A 17,984-nucleotide genomic window follows, 5' to 3' on the forward strand; every position below is an offset into this window, starting at 1 on the left:
AAGATGGTGCTGGCAGGGCAGAATCGGTCCGGTGACCACCACGCGGATCCCCGGTCTCGTCCTCACCGACCACACGGTCGAGGTGCCGCTCGACCACGCCCGGCCGGACGGGCCCACGATCGAGGTCTTCGCGCGCGAGGCGGTCGCCGCCGGCCGTGAGCACGACGACCTGCCGTGGCTGCTCTTCCTCCAGGGCGGACCGGGCGGGAAGTCGCCGCGCCCGGGCGGCGGCGCCGACGCCTGGGTCCGGTTCGCCACCCGCACGCACCGGGTGCTGCTGCTCGACCAGCGCGGGACCGGCCGGAGCACGCCGCTGACCCGCCTGTCGGTCGCGGGCAGGTCCGACGCCGAGATCGCGGCGTACCTCCGGCTGATGCGCGCGGACAGCATCGTCGCCGACGCCGAGGTGCTGCGCGCCCGGGTCGCCGGCGGCCGGACCTGGGAGACCCTCGGCCAGAGCTACGGCGGCTTCGTCACGATGGCCTACCTCTCGCGCGCCCCCGAGGCGCTCGACGCCTGCTACGTCACCGGCGGGCTGCCCGGGCTGACCGCGACCGCCGACGAGGTCTACCGGCGCACCTACCCGCGGGTGGCCCGCAAGAACGCGGAGTTCTACGCGCGCCACCCCGGTGACCGTGAGCTGGTGCGCCGGATCGCGAACCACCTGGACGCGCACGTCGTCGTGCTGCCCGACGGCGACCGGCTGACCACGCGCCGGTTCCGGCTGGTCGGCAGCGCGTTCGGGATGAGCGACGGCTACGAGCGGGTGCACTGGCTGCTGGACGAGGCGTTCCACGGCCACCAGCTCTCCGACGTCTTCCTGTCCGGGGTGACGGCGCTGACGTCGTACGCCGAGGGGCCGCTGTTCGCGCTGCAGGAGTACACGTACGGCCGGCCCGGCGCCGGCCCGACCGCGTGGGCTGCCGAGCGCGAGATGGCGCGGCACCCGGAGTTCGCCGAGCACCAGGACCCGCTGCTGCTCACCGGCGAGATGTTCTACCGCTGGATGTTCTCCGACATCCGGGCGCTCGAGCCGTTCGCGGGAGCGGCGGACCTGCTGGCGGCGTACGACGACTGGCCGCCGCTGTACGACCTCGACCGGCTCGCCGGCAACGAGGTGCCGGTGCTCGCGGCGGTCTACTTCGACGACATGTACGTCGACGCCGAGCTCCAGCTCGAGACCGCGCGACGGGTCGGCAACGTCCGCACCTGGGTCACCGACGAGTTCGAGCACGACGGCCTGCGGGCGGACGCGCCGCGGGTGCTGGGACGGCTGATGGCGATGCGCGCCGGTCAGGTGTAGCTGTTCGAGGGCCAGCCGTTGGCGTCGAGGTACCAGACTGCCGAGGTCAGCACGACGAGGATCAGCAGCGCGAACAGCAACCCGCCGGCGACCGGCAGGAACCAGCCCGGCGCCCGCTTCGAGCGGACGGCCGTCACCTTCACCACGACCGCACCGAACACCGCGCAGCCGAGGACGCCGTGCACGACCGTGCGCAGCGGCACCTTCTCGCCGTCCGGCAGGTGACCGCTCTCCAGGCCGAGCGCCCAGATGCAGTGGTAGGCCACGAACACGCTCAGCAGCAGGGCGACCGCGCCGGTGGCGCGGTGCGCGGTGCCCAGCCAGGACGGCACCGCGAGCCCGAGCTTCCCGTAGAGCCACAGGGCGCCGAGGAGCTGGAGCACCGCGAGCACGCCGATCACGCAGGTGACCGCGACCTTCATCGCGAGCACGGTGTCGAACCCGAGCGTCGTCGTACCACTCAGGGTCGGGTCGTGGAGGGTGCCGAAGACGCCGACGAGCAACGCGACGACGGCGCCCGCCGCGAACGCCGTGAGGGGGACCGTCATGCCCCTGCCCATGGGCACAGCATGCTCCCGGCGGGTGCTCAGCGGTAGGTCAGGTGCTCGCCCTCGAGGTGCGGGTGCTCGTTGAACGTGAGGATCCGGGCGCCGGTCGAGCCGACCACGACGCGGGTGAACGACGAGTTCACGATCGTGGTGTTGAAGCGGCTCCAGAGCCGGCCGAACGTCGCGTCGTCGGCGCCGGGGTCGACCAGCGCGGCGCAGGCCGCAGCGATCGGGCCGCCGGACGTGACGACGACGGCCGTGCCGCCCGGCCCGGCCTGGGCGCAGACGTCGTCCAGCGACGCGGTCACGCGGGCGCGGAACGCCGACCACGGCTCGTGGTACTCGCCGTCGTGCTCGCCGGCGGTCCAGCGCGCGGTCGCGAGCTCGAAGACCCGCTGGAACTCGCGGTTGTCGAGCTCGCCCGGCGGTACGTCGGGGTACGCCGCCACCACGCCGAGGTGGTCGAACTCGTCCCACCCGGGATCCACCACCGCGCCGGCCCAGCCGGCCGCCTCGGCCGTCTCGCGGTGCCGGCGCATCGAGCCGCGGACGACCGCGGTCGGCCGGTCGGCCTTCTCGCGCAGCCACTCGCCCAGCAGGCGGCCCTGCTGCCAGCCGGTCTCGGACAGCACGTCGTAGTCGTCGGCCCCGAACGACGCCTGCCCGTGACGGACCAGGATCACCACACCCATGCCCGGCAGGCTAGAGGAGGGCCCGTCCGTGCCATTCCCGGTCCCGGGTCGCGGGACCTACCGTCGGACCATGTTCATCCAGGTGTTCCAGGGTGTCTGCACCCGGCACGACGAGCTGAAGGCGGTCCTCGACCGCTGGCCCGTCGAGCTCGGGCCGGGCGCCGACGGCTGGCTCGGTGGGACCTACGGGTTCACCGACGACGACTACTTCGTCGCCGCGGTGCGGTTCGAGGACCGCGCCGCCGCGGAGGCGAACTCCCGGCGCCCCGAGCAGGGTGCGTGGGCCGAGCGGCTGATGGCGGCGTTCGACGGGCCCGTGGAGTTCCACGACGCGGACGACGTGACGCTGCTCTTCGACGGCGGCTCCGACGAGGCGGGCTTCGTGCAGGTGATCCAGGGCCGGGTCGACGACCCGGGGCGGTTGCGGCGGCTGATCGCCTCGGAGCCCTCGGAGCTGCGCCGGATGCGTCCCGACATCATCGGCGCGACGTTGGCGATGGAGCCGGACGGGTCCTTCACCGAGACCGTTGCGTTCACCGACGAGGCGAGCGCCCGCCGCGCCGAGGGGCAGGAGCCGCCCGCCGACGTCCGCGCCGAGCTCGAGTACGCGATGGCCGGCGCGCGGTTCTACGACCTGCGCCATCCCTGGTTCGCCTCGCCGTAGGGACGTCGTCCGAGGTGGTCGCGGGAGCGACCGACTCGGACGACGTCCCGGCGCGGGTCAGGCCGGGAAGGAGCCGTGCGACGCGGCGAGGTCACGCAGCCACGCCGAGGCGCGGAACCGGTCGCCGTACCTCTCGGCGAGCTCGTCGGCGCGCTTCACGAACGCCCCGAGGCCGATCTGGCCCTCGGCGTTCTCGTAGCCCGTCATGAACTGCGCGGCGCCGCCGGTCATCGCCGGGAAGCCGATGCCCATGATCGAGCCGATGTTCGCGGCGGCCGCGGACTCGATGACGCCCTCCTCGAAGCACTTCGCGGTCTCGATCGCCTCGACGAACAGCAGTCGGTCCTTGACGTCCTGGAACGGGACCGGCTGGTCGGCGACCGGGAACGCCTCGGCGAGTCCCGGCCAGATCCCGACGCGGGACCCGGACTCGTCGTACTCGTAGAAGCCGGCGCCCTTGAGCCGCGACGGGCGGCCGAGCTCGAGCATCCTCTCGACGACCGCGGTGCCCGGGTGCGGGGCGTAGTCGATCCCGTCGCGCGCGGCGGCGTCGGCGGTCGCCTTGCCGATCTTGGCCATCAGCTCCATGTTGAGCTCGTCGCTGAGCTGCAGCGGGCCGACCGGGTAGCCGTCCTGGGTCGCGGCCCGCTCGATGCTGACGGGGTGCACGCCCTCGGCGAGCATCGCGAGGCCCTCGTTGACCATGGTGCCGATCACCCGCGAGGTGTAGAAGCCGCGGCTGTCGTTGACGACGATCGGCGTCTTCCGGATCTGCTGCACCACGTCGTACGCCTTGGCCAGCGCGACGTCCGAGGTCTCCTTGCCCCTGATGATCTCGACCAGCGGCATCTTGTCGACGGGCGAGAAGAAGTGCAGGCCGATGAAGTCGGAGGGCCGGTCCACGCCGGTCGCGAGCTCGGTGATCGGCAGCGTCGAGGTGTTGGAGCAGAGCAGCGCGTCGGGGTCGACGTACGGCGCGATCTCCGCGAACACCTGCTGCTTCAGCGCCGGGTCCTCGAAGACGGCCTCGATGACGAGGTCGCACCCCGCGAGGTCGGCCGGGTCGGCGGTCGGGGTGATCCTCCCCAGCAGCTCCTCCGACTTCTCCTCGGTGAGCTTCCCGCGCGAGATCGCCTTGGCGTTGAGCTTCTCGGAGTACGCCTTGCCCTTGTCCGCGCCCTCCTGCGAGACGTCCTTGAGCACCACCTGCATGCCCGCCCGGGCGCACGAGTAGGCGATGCCGGCGCCCATCATGCCGGCGCCGAGGACACCCACCTTCTTCGCCGTGTAGGGCTCGATGCCCTGCGGTCGCAGCTTGCCGGCGTTGATCGCCTGCAGGTCGAAGAAGAACGCCTGGATCATGTTCTTCGAGCCCTGGTTGACGATCAGGTTCGTCAGGTAGCGCGACTCGATCCGCGACGCCGTGTCGAAGTCGGTCAGCGCGCCCTCGACCGCGGCGGACAGGATCGCGCGCGGCGCCGGGTAGACCGCGCCCTTGGTCTGCTTGCGCAGCAGCGCGGGGAACGCCGGCAGGAAGCCCGCCAGCGCGGGCGACGTCGGCGATCCGCCGGGCATCTTGTAGCCGGGCCTGTCCCACGGGTTCTGGTGCTCGTCCGGGTTGGCCCTGATCCACGCCTTGGCGGCCGGGACCAGCTCCTCGCGGGTGGCGACCAGCTCGTCGACCAGGCCCTTCTCCTTCGCGGCGCTCGGCTTGAACTGGGTGCCGGGGAGCAGCACGTCCATCAGGCCGGACTGCAGGCCGAGGAGGCGGACGACGCGGGTCACGCCGCCCCCGCCCGGGAGCAGGCCGAGCGTCGACTCGGGCAGTCCGAGCTTGACGCTGTCGTCGTCGACCACGATGCGGTGGTTGCACGCCAGGCAGATCTCGAAGCCACCCCCGAGGGCGGCACCGTTGATCGCGGCGACCACCGGCCTCGGGTACAGCTCGAGCTTGCGCAGGCCGGCCTTCACCGCCTCGCCCATCGCGAACACCGGGGCGGCGTCCGCCTTGGTCGCCTGGACCATGTTCTTGAGGTTGCCGCCCGCGAAGAACGTCTTCTTGGCGCTCGCGATCACGACGCCCGTCACGCTGTCGACCTCGTCGTACAGCCGCTGCACGGCGGCCGACATCGACTCCTGGTAGACCTCGTTCATGGTGTTCGCGCTCGCGGTCGGGTCGTCGAGCGTGAGGGTGACGATGCCGTCGGCGTCGCGGTCGTAGCGGACGGCGGTCTGCTGGTCAGTGCTGCTGGTGCTCATCGGGATTCCTGTTCTGGGTGCCAGGTGAGGTGATGGTGCTCAGGGAGAGCGACTGGGTCTCGATACGCCCTGGTCCGCGACCTCGTTCCTCGGTCGCGGGGCTACTCGACCACCGACGGGTCGCTCCGGCTCGTCAACGGTGGTCTGGCGGCTCCGCCGCTCAGACCACCTCGACGATCGTGGCGATCCCCATGCCGCCGCCGACGCAGAGCGTGGCGAGGCCGCGGCGCAGGTCCCGGCGCTGGAGCTCGTCGATGAGGGTGCCGAGGATCATCGCGCCGGTGGCACCGAGCGGGTGGCCCATCGCGATCGCGCCGCCGTTGACGTTGGTGATCTCGTGGCTGATGCCGAGGTCCCGCATGAACCGCATGGCGACGGCGGCGAACGCCTCGTTGATCTCGAAGAGGTCGATGTCCTCGACCTCGAGACCGGCCCTGGCGAGCGCCTTGCGTGCGGCCGGTGCGGGCCCGGTCAGCATGATCGTCGGGTCCGCGCCCGACACGGCGGTCGCCAGCACGCGGGCCCGCGGGGTCAGGCCCAGTGCGGAGCCGACCTCCTCGGTGCCGATCGCCATCAGGGCCGCGCCGTCGACGATGCCCGAGGAGTTGCCGGCGTGGTGGACGTGGTCGATCCGCTCGACCCAGTGGTACTTCTCGAGCGCTACGTCGTCGAAGCCCGCCTGTGCGCCGATGTCGGCGAAGCTGGGCTTCAGCCCGGCCAGGCCCTCGGGGCTCGTGTCCGGACGGATCGTCTCGTCGTGGTCGAGCACCGTGAGGCCGTTGAGGTCCTTCACCGGGACGACGGCGTTCGCGAAGTAGCCGTTGGCCCAGGCCTTGGCCGCGCGGTGGTGGGACTCGGCGGCGTACGCGTCGACGTCCTCCCGGCTCCAGCCCTCGATCGTCGCGATCAGGTCGGCGCCGATGCCCTGCGGCACGAAGCCGGTCGTGAGCGCGGTGGCGGGGTCGGACGCCCACGCGCCGCCGTCGGAGCCCATCGGCACCCGGCTCATCGACTCCACGCCGCCGGCGAGGATCAGGTCCTCGAAGCCGCCGCGGACGCGGGACGCGGCCTGGTTGACGGCCTCCAGGCCGGACGCGCAGAAGCGGTTCAGCTGCACGCCCGCGACCGTCTCCGGGTACCCGGCCTTGAGCGCCGCGGTCTTGGCGATGTCGCCGCCCTGCTCGCCGATCGGCGACACGACGCCGAGGACGACGTCGTCGACGCGCTCCGGGTCGAGCGTGGGGTTGCGCACCTTGATCTCGTCGAGGAGCCCGACCATCAGGTCGACGGGCTTCACCTCGTGGAGGGAGCCGACCTTCTTGCCCTTGCCGCGCGGCGTGCGAATGTGGTCGTACACGAATGCCTCTGCCATGCAGCGATTGTGACACTATTACTGTCACCGTCAACAGGATGGATCGTGTGGTGCGGGTCACGAGGAGTGGGATGGACGAGCTGCTGACGCTCGAGGAGCTGACGACGCGGGTCGGCATGAGCGTGCGGAACATCCGCTTCTACACGACCAAGGGCCTGGTCCCGCCGCCGATCCGGCGCGGCCGCTCCGGGTACTACAGCAGCGACCACGTGGCCCGGCTCGAGCTGGTCCAGGAGCTCCAGGCACACGGCTTCACCCTCTCGGCGATCGAGAAGTACGTCGCACGGATCCCGGCCGACGCCTCTCCCGAGGACATCGCACTGCACCGGACCATGCTCGCGCCCTGGCAGGCGGACCTGCCGGTCGAGATGTCGAGGACCGAGCTCGAGAAGCGCACCGGCCGCCCGCTCAGCGACGACGACCTGACCACGCTGGCCGCCCTGGGCATCGTGTTCCGCACCAAGCGCGGCCGCTACGAGGTCGCGGTCTCCCAGCTCTCGGTCGGCCTCGGGCTGCTCGAGCTCGGCTTCCCGACCGAGGCTGCACTCGCCGCCGCCGACGTGTACGCCGAGCACGGCCGGCAGATCGCCAAGGAGCTGAACGAGCTGTTCCGCACCATGGTCTGGCCGGTCTACCGGGAGTCCGGCGCCCCGCCCGACCGGCTGCGCGAGGTCGTCGAGCGGCTCAAGCCGCTGTCGGTGGCGAGCCTGGTGTCGGCGTACGAGGCCGCGATGGACGAGACCCGCCGCGAGAACATCGCCAAGCGGGCCCGCTGAGCGCGACCGGCTCCACGACCACTACCGGGGCCGCCGGGTGGGTACGGCAGGACCCGTGAGCACCGTCCTCGTCACCGGCGCGACCGGCTTCGTCGGCCGCCACCTGGTCCCCGCGCTCCTCGAGCGCGGCTTCGACGTCCGCGCGATGACCCGACGCCCGGAGGAGTACGACGCCCCGGGGGAGCCGGTGGCCGGCGACGTCTCGGACGCGGGCAGCCTGGCCGCTCCGCTCGAGGGCGTGGACGTCGCGGTGTACCTCGTGCACTCGCTCGACGAGGACGACTTCGAGCAGCGGGACGCCGAGGCGGCGCGGGCGTTCGGGCTGGCCGCCGCGGCGAGCGGGGTGCGCCAGATCGTCTACCTCGGCGGCCTCGGCAAGGACGACGGCCGGCTCTCGCCGCACCTGCGCTCGCGGCGCGAGGTCGAGCGGCTGCTCGGTGGGTCGGGCGTCCCGGTCACGGTGCTGCGCGCGGCGATCGTCGTCGGCGCCGGTGGCATCTCCTGGGAGATGACCCGGCAGCTGGTGAAGAACCTGCCGGCGATGGTGGTGCCGAGGTGGGCGGAGACCCGCACCCAGCCGATCGCGCTCGCGGACGTGGTGCGCTACCTCGCCGGCGTCGTCGGCCGGGAGGAGGCGTACGGCCGGGCGTACGAGATCGGCGGCCCCGACCAGCTCAGCTACGTCGACATGCTCCAGCAGGCGGCCGAGGTGATCAACGGGCGCCGGGTGCCGATCGTGACCGTGCCGGTGCTCACGCCCCGGCTCTCGTCGTACTGGATCTCGTTCGTCACCGACGTGGACGCGACGACGGGGCGGAACCTGATCGACTCGATGGGCACCGAGGTGATCGTCACCGACCACGCGATCCGCGACCTGGTGCCGGGCGAGCCCCTGACCTACGCCGAGGCGGTGCGGCTAGCGCTGGAAGAGAGCGGGCAGCAGGAAGAGCATGGTGAGTGACCACGTGCAGTGCGTGAGGATCGGCGGCAGCAGGGCGTCGTAGCGCCGTCGCTCCAGGGCGACGATCACGCCGAGCACCACGGCGGCGAACGCGAGCAGCAGGTTGCCGGTCGCCAGCGTCGTGAGGCCGTAGACGGCGGTCGTCACCGCGACGGGGTGGCGCGGGACGAGGTCGTAGGCCGCGCCGCGGAAGAACAGCTCCTCGGCGATGCCGGTGACGACCGTGACGAGGACGAGCAGCGGCCACGAGCCGCGGGCCGCGTGGTCGGCGACGTCGCGCACCTGCCCGTCGAGGAACGCGACCTGCCTGACGACGAACGAGCCCACGACGAACAGGCCCACCAGCGCCGCGCCCGCCGCGACCGGCACGAGCACCGGGCGAGGTGGGCCGAGGCGCGGTGGGCCCACGGCGTACGCGGCCACGACCCACACGCCGGCCAGGGCCAGCGTCGCCGCGTAGAACCACGCACTTCCGGGCGGGATGCGCAGGGAGACCCCGAGCACCGCGCCACCCAGAACGACGAAGGCGGCGGCGATCAGCCGTCGATCGCGCACACGCCCCCCTGCGTCGTACCGGCTACTTGGAGAGTCCGTCCTTGACGTCCTTGGCGGCGTCCTTGACGTGCTCGCCGGCGTTCTTCACCTTGCCGGAGGTCTGGTCCGCCTGGCCCTCGGACTTCAGGTCGCGGTCACCGGTGGCGCTGCCTGCCGACTCCTTGCCCTTGCCCTTGAGCTCTTCAGCCTTGTTCTCTGCCTTGTCCTTGAGTCCCATAGGGCTCCAGTGACCGGTCAGGGGTACGCCGAAACGTCAGGAGGCGCGCTGGCGCGGGCGACCGCGGCCACCGCGGGACCGCGATCGGCTGCCGGCGGGGCGGTTGCCCGTGGTCCGGTTGGCCTGCCGGGCGGCAGGCGCCTCGACGACCAGGCCACCGGGCACGGTGCTCCGCTCGCCCGGGGCCAGTTGCGCCAGCATCGGGTGGCTCGCACCCGTGAGCTTGGTGACCGTCGGCTTGATGCCCGCGGCGCGGGTGAGCGCACGGACGTCGCGCACCTGGTCGTCGGTCATCAGCGTCACCACGGTGCCACGGGCGCCGGCGCGCGCCGTACGGCCCGAACGGTGCAGGTAGGCCTTGTGCTCGACCGGCGGGTCGGCGTGCACGACCAGCGCCACGTCGTCGACGTGGATGCCGCGGGCCGCGATGTCGGTCGCGACCAGCGTGGTCGCCCGGCCCGCGTGGAACGCGTCCATGTTGCGGGTCCGCGCGCCCTGGCTGAGGTTGCCGTGCAGCTCGACCGTCGGGACGCCGTTGCGGTTGAGCTGGCGGGTGAGGGCCTTCGCGCCGTGCTTGGTGCGGGTGAACACCACGGTCCGGCCGGGCGCGCTGGTCAGGTCGGTCAGCACCGAGACGCGGTGCTCCCGGGACAGGTGCAGGACGTGGTGGTCCATGGTCGAGACGGGAGACTGCGCCGAGTCGGCCTCGTGGGTGACCGGGTCGGTCAGGAAGCGCTTCACGATCACGTCGATCGCCTTGTCCAGCGTCGCCGAGAACAGCAGCCGCTGCCCGTCGCGCGGCGTCCGGTCGAGGATCCGGCGGACGACGGGCAGGAAGCCCAGGTCGGCCATGTGGTCGGCCTCGTCCAGCACGGTGATCTCGACCGCGCCGAGGTCGCAGTGACCCTGGCCGATCAGGTCCTCGAGACGACCGGGGCAGGCGAGCACGATGTCCGCGCCCCGGCGCAGGCCCTGGACCTGCGGGCCCTGGCCGACACCGCCGAACACGGTCTGGGTGGTGAGGCCGGCGGCCCTCGCCAGCGGGTCGAGCGCCTCCTTGATCTGGCCGACCAGCTCGCGGGTCGGGGCCAGGATCAGGGCGCGCGGCCGGCCGGAGCGGACCTTGCGGCCGGAGGCCGACAGTCGCGCGACCAGCGGCAGCAGGAAGGCGTAGGTCTTGCCGGAGCCGGTGCGGCCCCGGCCCAGGACGTCGCGGCCCGCGAGCGAGTCGGGGAGCGTGGCGGCCTGGATGGGAGTCGGGGAGGTGATGCCGCGGGTCGCGAGGACGGCGGCAAGGTCAGCGGGCACGCCGAGATCGGCGAAGCCCGCAGTGTGAACTGCAGAAGACAAGAGAGAGTCACTCACTGCTGGGGGTGTCTCGCCAGCATGGGTTCCGAGATGGCGCAGGAGCCGGGGCTCGCGCGGGCCCGAGGCAAGACAGAACGGGCTCCGTCCGTAAGTCTACGCAGAAGGTGCCGGATCCGACGATTCAGCGGCTCACCGGAACGTCAGCACCCCGTCGTCGATCCGGTCCCGGTTGATGGACCGGACGTCCTTGAGGTAGTTCTGCCGCAACTTCCAGGGCTCCCGGTCGCCCTGCTTCGGCAGCTCGTCGAGGGCGCGGAGGATGTAGCCGGAGCTGAAGTCGATCAGGCGCTCCTCCCCGACGGACGGGTCGCGGGGCGCCACCACGCGGCGTACGCCGTGCTCGTCCAGGTGGCGGAGCAGCCGGCAGACGAAGTCGGCGACCAGGTCGGCCTTGAGCGTCCAGGAGGCGTTGGTGTAACCGATCGTGAAGACGAAGTTCGGCACGTCGCTGAGCATCAGCGCCTTGTAGGTCATCGTGTCCTGCATCTTGACCTCGGCGCCGTCCACGGTGAGCTCCACGCCGCCCATCGCCTTGAGGGTGAGCCCGGTCGCGCTGACGATGACGTCGGCCTCGAGCTCCTCGCCCGAGCGGAGCAGGATGCCGCGCTCGGTGAACCGCTCGATGTGGTCGGTCACGACGGACGCCGAGCCGCTGCGCAGCGCCTCGAACAGGTCGCCGTCCGGCACGAAGCAGACCCGCTGGTCCCACGGGTTGTAGGCGGGCCTGAAGTGCTCGTCCACGTCGACGTCGGGCGGCAGCTGCTTGGCCGCCTCCTTGCGGATGAACCCCTTCACCATCTCCGGCCGGCGGCGGGAGAGCTGGAAGAACAGCGTCGAGGCGAGGATGGCCTTGGCGCGCACGATCCGGTAGCGGAGGGCCGACGGCAGCCGGTGCAGGCGGGTGGCGATCGGGTCGCGCCCGGGCAGCGACAGGACGTACGTCGGGGAGCGCTGGAGCATGGTGACGTGGGCGGCGCCGGCCTGCGCCATCGCGGGCACCAGGGTGACCGCCGTCGCACCCGACCCGATGACCACGACCTTCTTGCCGGTGTAGTCGAGGTCCTCCGGCCAGTGCTGCGGGTGCACGATCGTGCCGCGGAAGTCCTGCTGGCCGGGGAAGTCGGGCGTGAAGCCCTTGTCGTAGTCGTAGTAGCCGCCGCAGGCCCAGAGGAAGCCGGTCGTGATCGTGCGGGTCTCGCCGTCGTGCTCGACCTGGACCGTCCACAGGGACGTCCCGGAGTCCCACGCGGCACCGACGACCCGGTGCCGGTAGCGGATCAGCCGCTCGACGTCGTACTCCCGGGCGACCGTGCGGAGGTACTCCAGGATCGACGGGCCGTCGGCGAGCGCGACGTCGCCCTCCCAGTGCCGCCACTTGAAGCCGAACGTGAACATGTCCGAGTCCGAGCGGATCCCCGGGTAGCGGAACAGGTCCCAGGTGCCGCCCAGGGCATCGCGCGCCTCGAGGACCGCGACGGACTTCCCGGGGTGCTCCGTGCTCAGCCGGCAGGCGGCTCCGATGCCGGACAGCCCGGCGCCGATGATGAGGACGTCGACGTGCTCGCTCATGGCACCCACCTTACTGAATATCTGTCAACAGGCATAGAGCTCGACGAACCGGCCCAGCAGCCGCGGCGGGTGCTCGACGTGGCTCCGCCGGGCCAGCGCCTGGACCCGCTCGGCCTCCTCGGGCGGGTCGAAGTAGCCGTGGTGGCGGTAGATGTCGATGCGCAGGCAGATGCCCTCGACGTCGAGCTCGGGGTGGAACTGCGTCGCGTAGACGTTGCTGCCCATCCGGAACGCCTGGACCGGGCAGGTGGCGCTCCCCGCGAGCCTGGTCGCGCCCGCGGGGAGCCTGCTGACGGCCTCCTTGTGGCCGAGGAACGCGTCGAACTCGCGCGGCATCTCCCCCAGCAGCGGGTCGGCCGCGCCCGCGTCGGTCAGCGTGACGCGGACGGCCGAGATCGGCTCGCCGTACCTCCGGTCGACCAGGCCGCCGCGCAGCCCGCCCAGCACCCCGATGCCGTAGCAGGCGCCGAGGAACGGGAAGTCCTGCTCGAGGACCCGCTCGGCGAGGCCGCGGAGCTCGGCCTCCGCGCGCCGCTGCGCCGCGCTCTTGGCCTCCTCGGGGTCGCTCGCGTTGTACGGGCCGCCACCGAGGATGATCCCGGACCAGTCCGCGAGCTCGACCGGCCCGAGCTCGCGCGCCTCGAGGCGGATGCGGCGTACGTCGCGCTCGTCGAGCCCGGAGCAGGCGAGGACGGCGGCGTACTCGCTGTCCGCGGCGGCGTCCTCGGCGCGGGTGCCCAGGAACAGGAACGGCTTCACTGACCCGGGGGTGCCTGGACGGCGGCGCCGGTCGCGATCAGCTCGTCGGCGTTCGTGACGCCCCAGGCGGCCAGCGCTTCCCGGGTGCTGTCGCCGGCGGACTCGGCGAGGCGGCCGATCGTCGCCCCCGTGCGGGAGAACCGCGGGGCAGGGGCGGGCTGAAGGTAGCCGTCGTGGTGGACGAGGGTGCCGCGGGCCCTGATGTGCGGGTGCTCCGCCGCCTCGGTCAGCGGGATGATCCCGGCGACGCAGGCGTCCGTGCCCTCGAAGACCGCGACCCACTCGGCCTGGGTCCGCTGCCGGAACGTCTCCGCGATCAGCGTGCGCAGCGCGTCGGCCCGGTCGGCGTCGTACCGGTCCGGAGCCGTGTGCTCGATGCCGAGCAGGCGCACGAACTCGGCGTAGAACTGGGGCTCGAGCGCGCCGACCGACATGTGCCTGCCGTCGGCGGTCTCGTAGAGGTCGTAGTAGGGCACGCCGCCGTCGAGGAGGTTCGAGGCCCGCTCCTCCTTGAAGCCGCCGGACGCGAGGAACGCCGCGGTCATGGTGTTGAGGTGCGTGGTGCCGTCGACGATCGCGGCGTCGACCACCTGGCCCCGGTTGCTGACCCGGGCTTCGATGAGCGCGGCGAGGATGCCGATCACGAGGTACGTCGATCCACCGCCGAAGTCGCCGACCAGGTTGCCCGGGAAGTGCGGCCGGCTCCGGTCCTGGCCGAGGCCGTGCAGCGCGCCGGTGATCGCGATGTAGTTCATGTCGTGGCCGGCCACCTGCGCGAAAGGCCCGTCCTGGCCCCACCCGGTCATCCGCCCGTAGACGAGGCGCTCGTTGCGCTCGTGGCAGGCCTCCGGTCCGAAGCCCAGCCGCTCCGCCACGCCCGGCCGCATGCCCTCGACCAGCACGTCGGCGTTCTCGACCAGTGTCAGCACGGTCTCGACGGCGTCGGGGTTCTTGAGGTCGAGCGCCACGCTGGGACGGCCGCGGTTGAGCAGCATGTGCGGCCCGCCGCCCGCCAGCGCCTGCCCGCCGGGCCGCTCGATCCGGATCACGTCGGCACCGAGGTCGGCCAGGATCATGCACGCGTGCGGCCCGGGCCCGATCCCGGCGATCTCGACCACCTTCACGCCCTTGAGCGGACCGGTGCCCCGGCCGAGTTCGATGCTCATGCCCGGCATCATGACAGAGGCGCTGTCAGCGTCCCTGTGGATGGGCGGTCGCGCTCGTCGGCGCTCCGCGCTGGGATCGCGGCATGCGTCCGATCCCGCCCGAGCTGCTGCGCGGACCGTTCACGCGGTCGCGTGCGGCGGAGCTCGGGGTGACGAGCCGCCAGCTCGAGGGCGCGCGCTTCGTCCGCGTCTTCCCCCGGGTGCACCGGTGGTCGGACCACACGATGACCGAGAGCGACTGGGTGCATGCCGCCCGGCTCTCACTGCCCGACGACGCCCAGCTGACCGGGATCACGCGGATCCAGCAGCTCGGGCTCGACTTCGGTCCCCGGCGGCCGATGCGGTTCGTCGTCGACCGCGACCTCCACCTCGCCCTCGACGAGATCTTCCTGCACCGGACCAGGCGGTTGCCGCCGACCGACGAGGACGGAGTCGTCCCCGCCGGCGCCTACCTCGCCTACTGCGCGCGGGCCCGGGTGATCGACGCGATCAAGGTCGGCGACTGGCTGCTCCGCCACCAGCACACGACGCCGGAGGCGATCCGCGACGTCGCCCTGTCAGCACCCTGGCGCGACGGAGCCCACGAGGCGGTGTGGGTCCTCGACCACCTGGTCGCTGGCTCGAGGTCGCTGAAGGAGAGCGAGACCCGGGCGGTCCTGTCGTTCGCCGGCCTCCCGCCTCCCGAGACCAACGTCGCTGTCGACGTCCGGGAGAACGTCGAGGTCATCGGGGACCTGGTGTACCGGGACCTCGGGCTCGTCGTGGAGTACGAAGGCGCCCACCACCAGACCGACCGCTCGCAGGACCTCTGCGACGTCGACCGCTACGCCCTGCTGCGGACCGCGAACGTGCCGTACGTGCAGGTCACGAACGAGAAGCTGGGGCGGCCGAAGACGCTGGTGGGCGAGGTGTACCGCGGTCTCCTGGCCGCCGGCTACACAGGGCCGGCCCCGCGCTTCGACGATCGGTGGCGGTTGCTCTTCCTGCCGCTGTCGACGGCGGTGGGGCCACGCTGGGCCCGCATCACCGGGCGAGCGGTGGGTTAGCCACCTTCTGCGCGGTGGATTCGGTGGCTGGGTCACCGGCGGCCCGGCGTTCACCCTCTCGGCCCGGGCCGGGCCAGCGGTGCCTCAGCCACCCTTTTCGACCCGGATTCGGTGGCCAGCCCACCGCTCACCGGCGCCCGCCCGGGCCAGCGGTGCCTCAGCCACCCTTTTCGACTCGGATTCGGTGGCCAACCCACCGCCCGCCAACGCCCGCACCCGCCCGCCCGCACCCGCCAGCGCCGCCCGCCAGCGCCACGGCGTCCAGTCAGAGCACCCGCCGCAGGAACTGCCGGGTCCGCTCCTCGCGGGGGGAGGTGAAGATCTCGGACGGCGGTCCCTGCTCGAGGATCCGGCCCTCGTCGAGGAAGCACACCGACGTGGCGATGTCGCGGGCGAACGCCATCTCGTGGGTGGCGAGCACCATGGTCATGCCGGCCTCGGCCTCGGCCCGGACGATCGAGAGCACCTCACCGACCAGCTCGGGGTCCAGCGCTGCGGTGATCTCGTCGAGCAGCAGCAGCCGGGGCGAGGTGCAGAGCGCGCGGACCAGGGCGGCGCGTTGCTGCTGGCCGCCGGACAGGCGGTCCGGGTGCTTGGCCGCCTGGTCCTCGAGTCCGAAGCGGGACAGCAGGGACATCGCTCGTTGGGAGGCCTCGGCCCGCGACAGGCCGTGCACGAGCCGCGGCGCGAGCGTGCAGTTGTCCAGGACGGTCAGGTGCGGGAACAGGTTGTACGCCTGGAACACCAGCCCGATCTGCGACCGCACCGAGCGGGCATCGACGCGCGGGTCGGAGATCTCGGCGCCGTCGAAGGAGATCACCCCGTCGTCGATCTCCTCGAGCAGGTTCAGGCAGCGCAGCAGCGTGGACTTCCCCGACCCGGACGACCCGATCAGGCAGATCACGTCGTGCTGCTCCACGGTCATCGAGACGTCGTCCAGCACCACGCGGTCGCCGTACGACTTCCGCACCCCGGACACGGTCAGCAGGCTCACAGCGCCCCCGCGAGCTCGCGGCGCCGCATCCGAGCGGTCAGCCAGTCGCACAGCCGGGCGAGCGGCACGGTCATCGCGATGAAGAAGCAGGCGACCACGACGTACGGCGTGTAGTTGAAGTTGTAGTTCCCGTAGTCGCGAGCGACGAAGACCGCGTCGAAGACGCCGATCGCGGAGGCGAGCGCCGTGTCCTTCTGCAGCGACACGAAGTCGTTGAGCAGCGGCGGAATCACCCGGCGCACGGCTTGGGGTACGACGACGTGCCGGAGCGCCTGACCGCGCGAGAGTCCCAGCGACTGCGCACTCGCCCACTGCGACGGGTGGACGGACTCGATGCCCGAGCGGAACACCTCCGCGACGTAGGCGCTGTAGGAGATGATCAGCGCGACCGTCGCCCAGAAGAACGGGCTGATCGGCAGGCCCTGCAGCTGCAGGCTCGGCATGCCGAAGCCGAGCAGCAGCACCAGCAGGATGGTCGGGATCCCCCGGACGACGTCCGTGTAGACGATCGCCGTGATCCGCAGCGGCATCAGCCAGGGCGACCTGCTGACCCGGGCGATCGCGATCAGCATGCCGAGGACCAGGATGAAGACCTCGGCGACCAGGAACATCTTGATGTTCAGCCAGATCGCGTCCCAGACGTCCGGCAGCACGGCGCGTGCGTGGTGGCCGTTGAAGAACGTCTCCTTCACGGTCGCCCAGCCCGGGGAGCTGACCAGGCCGACGCCGATCAGCACGAACACGACGACCGTGGACACCGTCGCGATCAGGATCGAGCGGGTACGCAGGCGCCGCCGTACGACCCGACGATCGAGCTCGTGCCGGCTCGGTGACCAGTCACTCACTGAAGCGTGGGCACGTTCACGACGTCGGAGAGCCACTGCTTCTCGATCTGCGCGAGGGTGCCGTCCTCCTTGAGCTTCGCGAGAGCGGCGTCCACGCACGGGACCAGGAGGTTGCCCTTCTGGAACAGCATGCCGAACTCCTCCTGCTGTCCGGTCTCCGGTTGGAACTGGCCCACGATCGTGCTGTCCGGGATCTCGACGGCACTGATGTAGAACGCGGTCGGGAGGTCGGAGAGGATCGCGTCGACCTGGCCGTTCTGCAGCGCCTGCTTCGCGGCGTTGGTGTCGTCGAACACCGCCGGGTCCTCGGTCGGCTGGATCACGTCCCGGATGGCGGTGAGCGACGTGGTGCCGGTCTGGGCACCGAGCTTGAGGTCCTTGAGGTCCGCGATGCTGGTGGCCGCGGCACCCGGCGTGCCGTTCAGCGCGATGACCGCCTGCGCGGCCTGGTAGTAGCCGTCGGAGAAGTCCACGACCTCGGCACGCTGCGGGGTGATCGAGATCTGGTTGATGTCGAAGTCGAAGTCCTTCTCACCCGGGGCGTAGGACTTGTTGAACGGCACCTTGACCCACGTGACCTGGTCCTTGCTGAAGCCGAGCTGCTCCGCGACGGCGTACGCCACCGCGGACTCGAAGCCCTTGCCGTTGCTCGGGTCGTTGTCGACGAACCACGGGTCGTACGCCGGGGAGTCGGTGCCGACCATCAGCTGGCCGGGGGTCCGCAGCGGCAGCGAGTCGGTCGCACACTGGTTCGCGGTGGCCGACGGGTTCCCGGTGTCGGTCGCGGTGGCACCCCCGTCGGACTCGGGCGCGCACGCGACGGCGGCGAGAAGCAGGGGTACGGCGGCAACCGCCAGGGATCCACGCAGGCGCATGGCGAAAGCGTAGGA

At 71.7% G+C, this 17,984-nt stretch carries 18 protein-coding genes; 5 read left to right on the top strand and 13 right to left on the bottom strand.

What is annotated here, in order from left to right:
• Positions 1-31 precede the first annotated feature (31 nt).
• Positions 32-1,303, top strand: coding sequence for an alpha/beta fold hydrolase (locus ACVW2K_RS03270; RefSeq protein WP_457201521.1), 1,272 nt, complete (start codon positions 32-34; stop codon positions 1,301-1,303).
• Here ACVW2K_RS03270 and ACVW2K_RS03275 read toward each other — a convergent pair.
• Entirely contained in the window at positions 1,294-1,851 is a 558-nt protein-coding gene (locus ACVW2K_RS03275; RefSeq protein ID WP_457201522.1) for a DUF6529 family protein, read from the bottom strand. The two genes, ACVW2K_RS03270 and ACVW2K_RS03275, sit on opposite strands and share 10 nt — an antisense overlap.
• Before the next feature lie 38 nt (positions 1,852-1,889).
• Positions 1,890-2,543 (bottom strand): histidine phosphatase family protein, encoded by a 654-nt coding sequence (locus tag ACVW2K_RS03280; protein ID WP_457201523.1) that lies wholly within the window; start codon positions 2,541-2,543, stop codon positions 1,890-1,892.
• A gap of 70 nt (positions 2,544-2,613) precedes the next feature.
• On the opposite strand from ACVW2K_RS03280, the gene ACVW2K_RS03285 reads away from it, so the two are divergent.
• Positions 2,614-3,207 carry a hypothetical protein gene (locus tag ACVW2K_RS03285; protein WP_457201524.1) on the top strand — a complete coding sequence of 198 codons (594 nt, stop codon included), beginning with the start codon at positions 2,614-2,616 and terminating at the stop codon, positions 3,205-3,207.
• 57 nt (positions 3,208-3,264) lie between these two features.
• On the opposite strand, the gene ACVW2K_RS03290 is transcribed toward ACVW2K_RS03285, so the two are convergent.
• Together ACVW2K_RS03290 and ACVW2K_RS03295 are read right to left on the bottom strand one after the other, a co-directional pair.
• On the bottom strand, positions 3,265-5,466 hold the full coding sequence (locus tag ACVW2K_RS03290) for a 3-hydroxyacyl-CoA dehydrogenase NAD-binding domain-containing protein (RefSeq protein ID WP_457201525.1): 2,202 nt from the start codon (positions 5,464-5,466) through the stop codon (positions 3,265-3,267).
• A gap of 160 nt (positions 5,467-5,626) precedes the next feature.
• Positions 5,627-6,838, bottom strand: coding sequence for an acetyl-CoA C-acetyltransferase (locus tag ACVW2K_RS03295; RefSeq protein WP_028637776.1), 1,212 nt, complete (start codon positions 6,836-6,838; stop codon positions 5,627-5,629).
• A 71-nt stretch (positions 6,839-6,909) separates the two neighbouring features.
• Between ACVW2K_RS03295 and ACVW2K_RS03300 the strand changes: the two genes are divergently transcribed.
• Together ACVW2K_RS03300 and ACVW2K_RS03305 are read left to right on the top strand one after the other, a co-directional pair.
• Entirely contained in the window at positions 6,910-7,614 is a 705-nt protein-coding gene (locus tag ACVW2K_RS03300; protein WP_457201526.1) for a MerR family transcriptional regulator, read from the top strand.
• Between the two features lie 55 nt (positions 7,615-7,669).
• Positions 7,670-8,575, top strand: a complete 906-nt coding sequence (locus ACVW2K_RS03305) for an NAD(P)H-binding protein (protein WP_457201527.1) — start codon at positions 7,670-7,672, stop codon at positions 8,573-8,575.
• Here ACVW2K_RS03305 and ACVW2K_RS03310 read toward each other — a convergent pair.
• From ACVW2K_RS03310 to ACVW2K_RS03335, 6 genes are all read right to left on the bottom strand, one after another.
• Positions 8,531-9,130 (bottom strand): CPBP family intramembrane glutamic endopeptidase, encoded by a 600-nt coding sequence (locus tag ACVW2K_RS03310; protein WP_051549287.1) that lies wholly within the window; start codon positions 9,128-9,130, stop codon positions 8,531-8,533. The two genes, ACVW2K_RS03305 and ACVW2K_RS03310, sit on opposite strands and share 45 nt — an antisense overlap.
• Positions 9,131-9,152: 22 nt before the next feature.
• Positions 9,153-9,347 carry a CsbD family protein gene (locus ACVW2K_RS03315; RefSeq protein ID WP_028637779.1) on the bottom strand — a complete coding sequence of 65 codons (195 nt, stop codon included), beginning with the start codon at positions 9,345-9,347 and terminating at the stop codon, positions 9,153-9,155.
• A 36-nt stretch (positions 9,348-9,383) separates the two neighbouring features.
• Entirely contained in the window at positions 9,384-10,655 is a 1,272-nt protein-coding gene (locus ACVW2K_RS03320; RefSeq protein ID WP_457201528.1) for a DEAD/DEAH box helicase, read from the bottom strand.
• Between the two features lie 189 nt (positions 10,656-10,844).
• Positions 10,845-12,284, bottom strand: a complete 1,440-nt coding sequence (locus ACVW2K_RS03325) for a flavin-containing monooxygenase (RefSeq protein ID WP_457201529.1) — start codon at positions 12,282-12,284, stop codon at positions 10,845-10,847.
• A gap of 24 nt (positions 12,285-12,308) precedes the next feature.
• Positions 12,309-13,043 (bottom strand): glutamine amidotransferase, encoded by a 735-nt coding sequence (locus ACVW2K_RS03330; RefSeq protein WP_457201530.1) that lies wholly within the window; start codon positions 13,041-13,043, stop codon positions 12,309-12,311.
• Positions 13,040-14,209, bottom strand: a complete 1,170-nt coding sequence (locus ACVW2K_RS03335; protein ID WP_457201531.1) for a CaiB/BaiF CoA transferase family protein — start codon at positions 14,207-14,209, stop codon at positions 13,040-13,042. Before ACVW2K_RS03335 ends, ACVW2K_RS03330 begins: the two co-directional genes overlap by 4 nt.
• Before the next feature lie 83 nt (positions 14,210-14,292).
• Here ACVW2K_RS03335 and ACVW2K_RS03340 point away from each other — a divergent pair, with 83 nt between their 5' ends.
• Positions 14,293-15,255, top strand: coding sequence for a hypothetical protein (locus tag ACVW2K_RS03340; RefSeq protein ID WP_457201532.1), 963 nt, complete (start codon positions 14,293-14,295; stop codon positions 15,253-15,255).
• 265 nt (positions 15,256-15,520) lie between these two features.
• Here the strand turns inward: ACVW2K_RS03340 and ACVW2K_RS03345 are convergent, their stop codons facing one another.
• From ACVW2K_RS03345 to ACVW2K_RS03355, 3 genes are read right to left on the bottom strand one after another with little or no spacing between them, the layout of a single operon-like run.
• Positions 15,521-16,249, bottom strand: coding sequence for an amino acid ABC transporter ATP-binding protein (locus ACVW2K_RS03345; protein WP_028637783.1), 729 nt, complete (start codon positions 16,247-16,249; stop codon positions 15,521-15,523).
• Complete coding sequence (locus tag ACVW2K_RS03350) at positions 16,246-17,094, bottom strand: amino acid ABC transporter permease (RefSeq protein ID WP_028637784.1); 849 nt, start codon at positions 17,092-17,094, stop codon at positions 16,246-16,248. Before ACVW2K_RS03350 ends, ACVW2K_RS03345 begins: the two co-directional genes overlap by 4 nt.
• Positions 17,091-17,969 carry an ABC transporter substrate-binding protein gene (locus ACVW2K_RS03355; protein WP_457201533.1) on the bottom strand — a complete coding sequence of 293 codons (879 nt, stop codon included), beginning with the start codon at positions 17,967-17,969 and terminating at the stop codon, positions 17,091-17,093. The genes ACVW2K_RS03350 and ACVW2K_RS03355 overlap by 4 nt, the downstream gene beginning before the upstream one ends.
• Between the last annotated feature and the right edge of the window lie 15 nt (positions 17,970-17,984).

The sequence above is a fragment of the Nocardioides sp. HB32 genome (assembly GCF_054058995.1).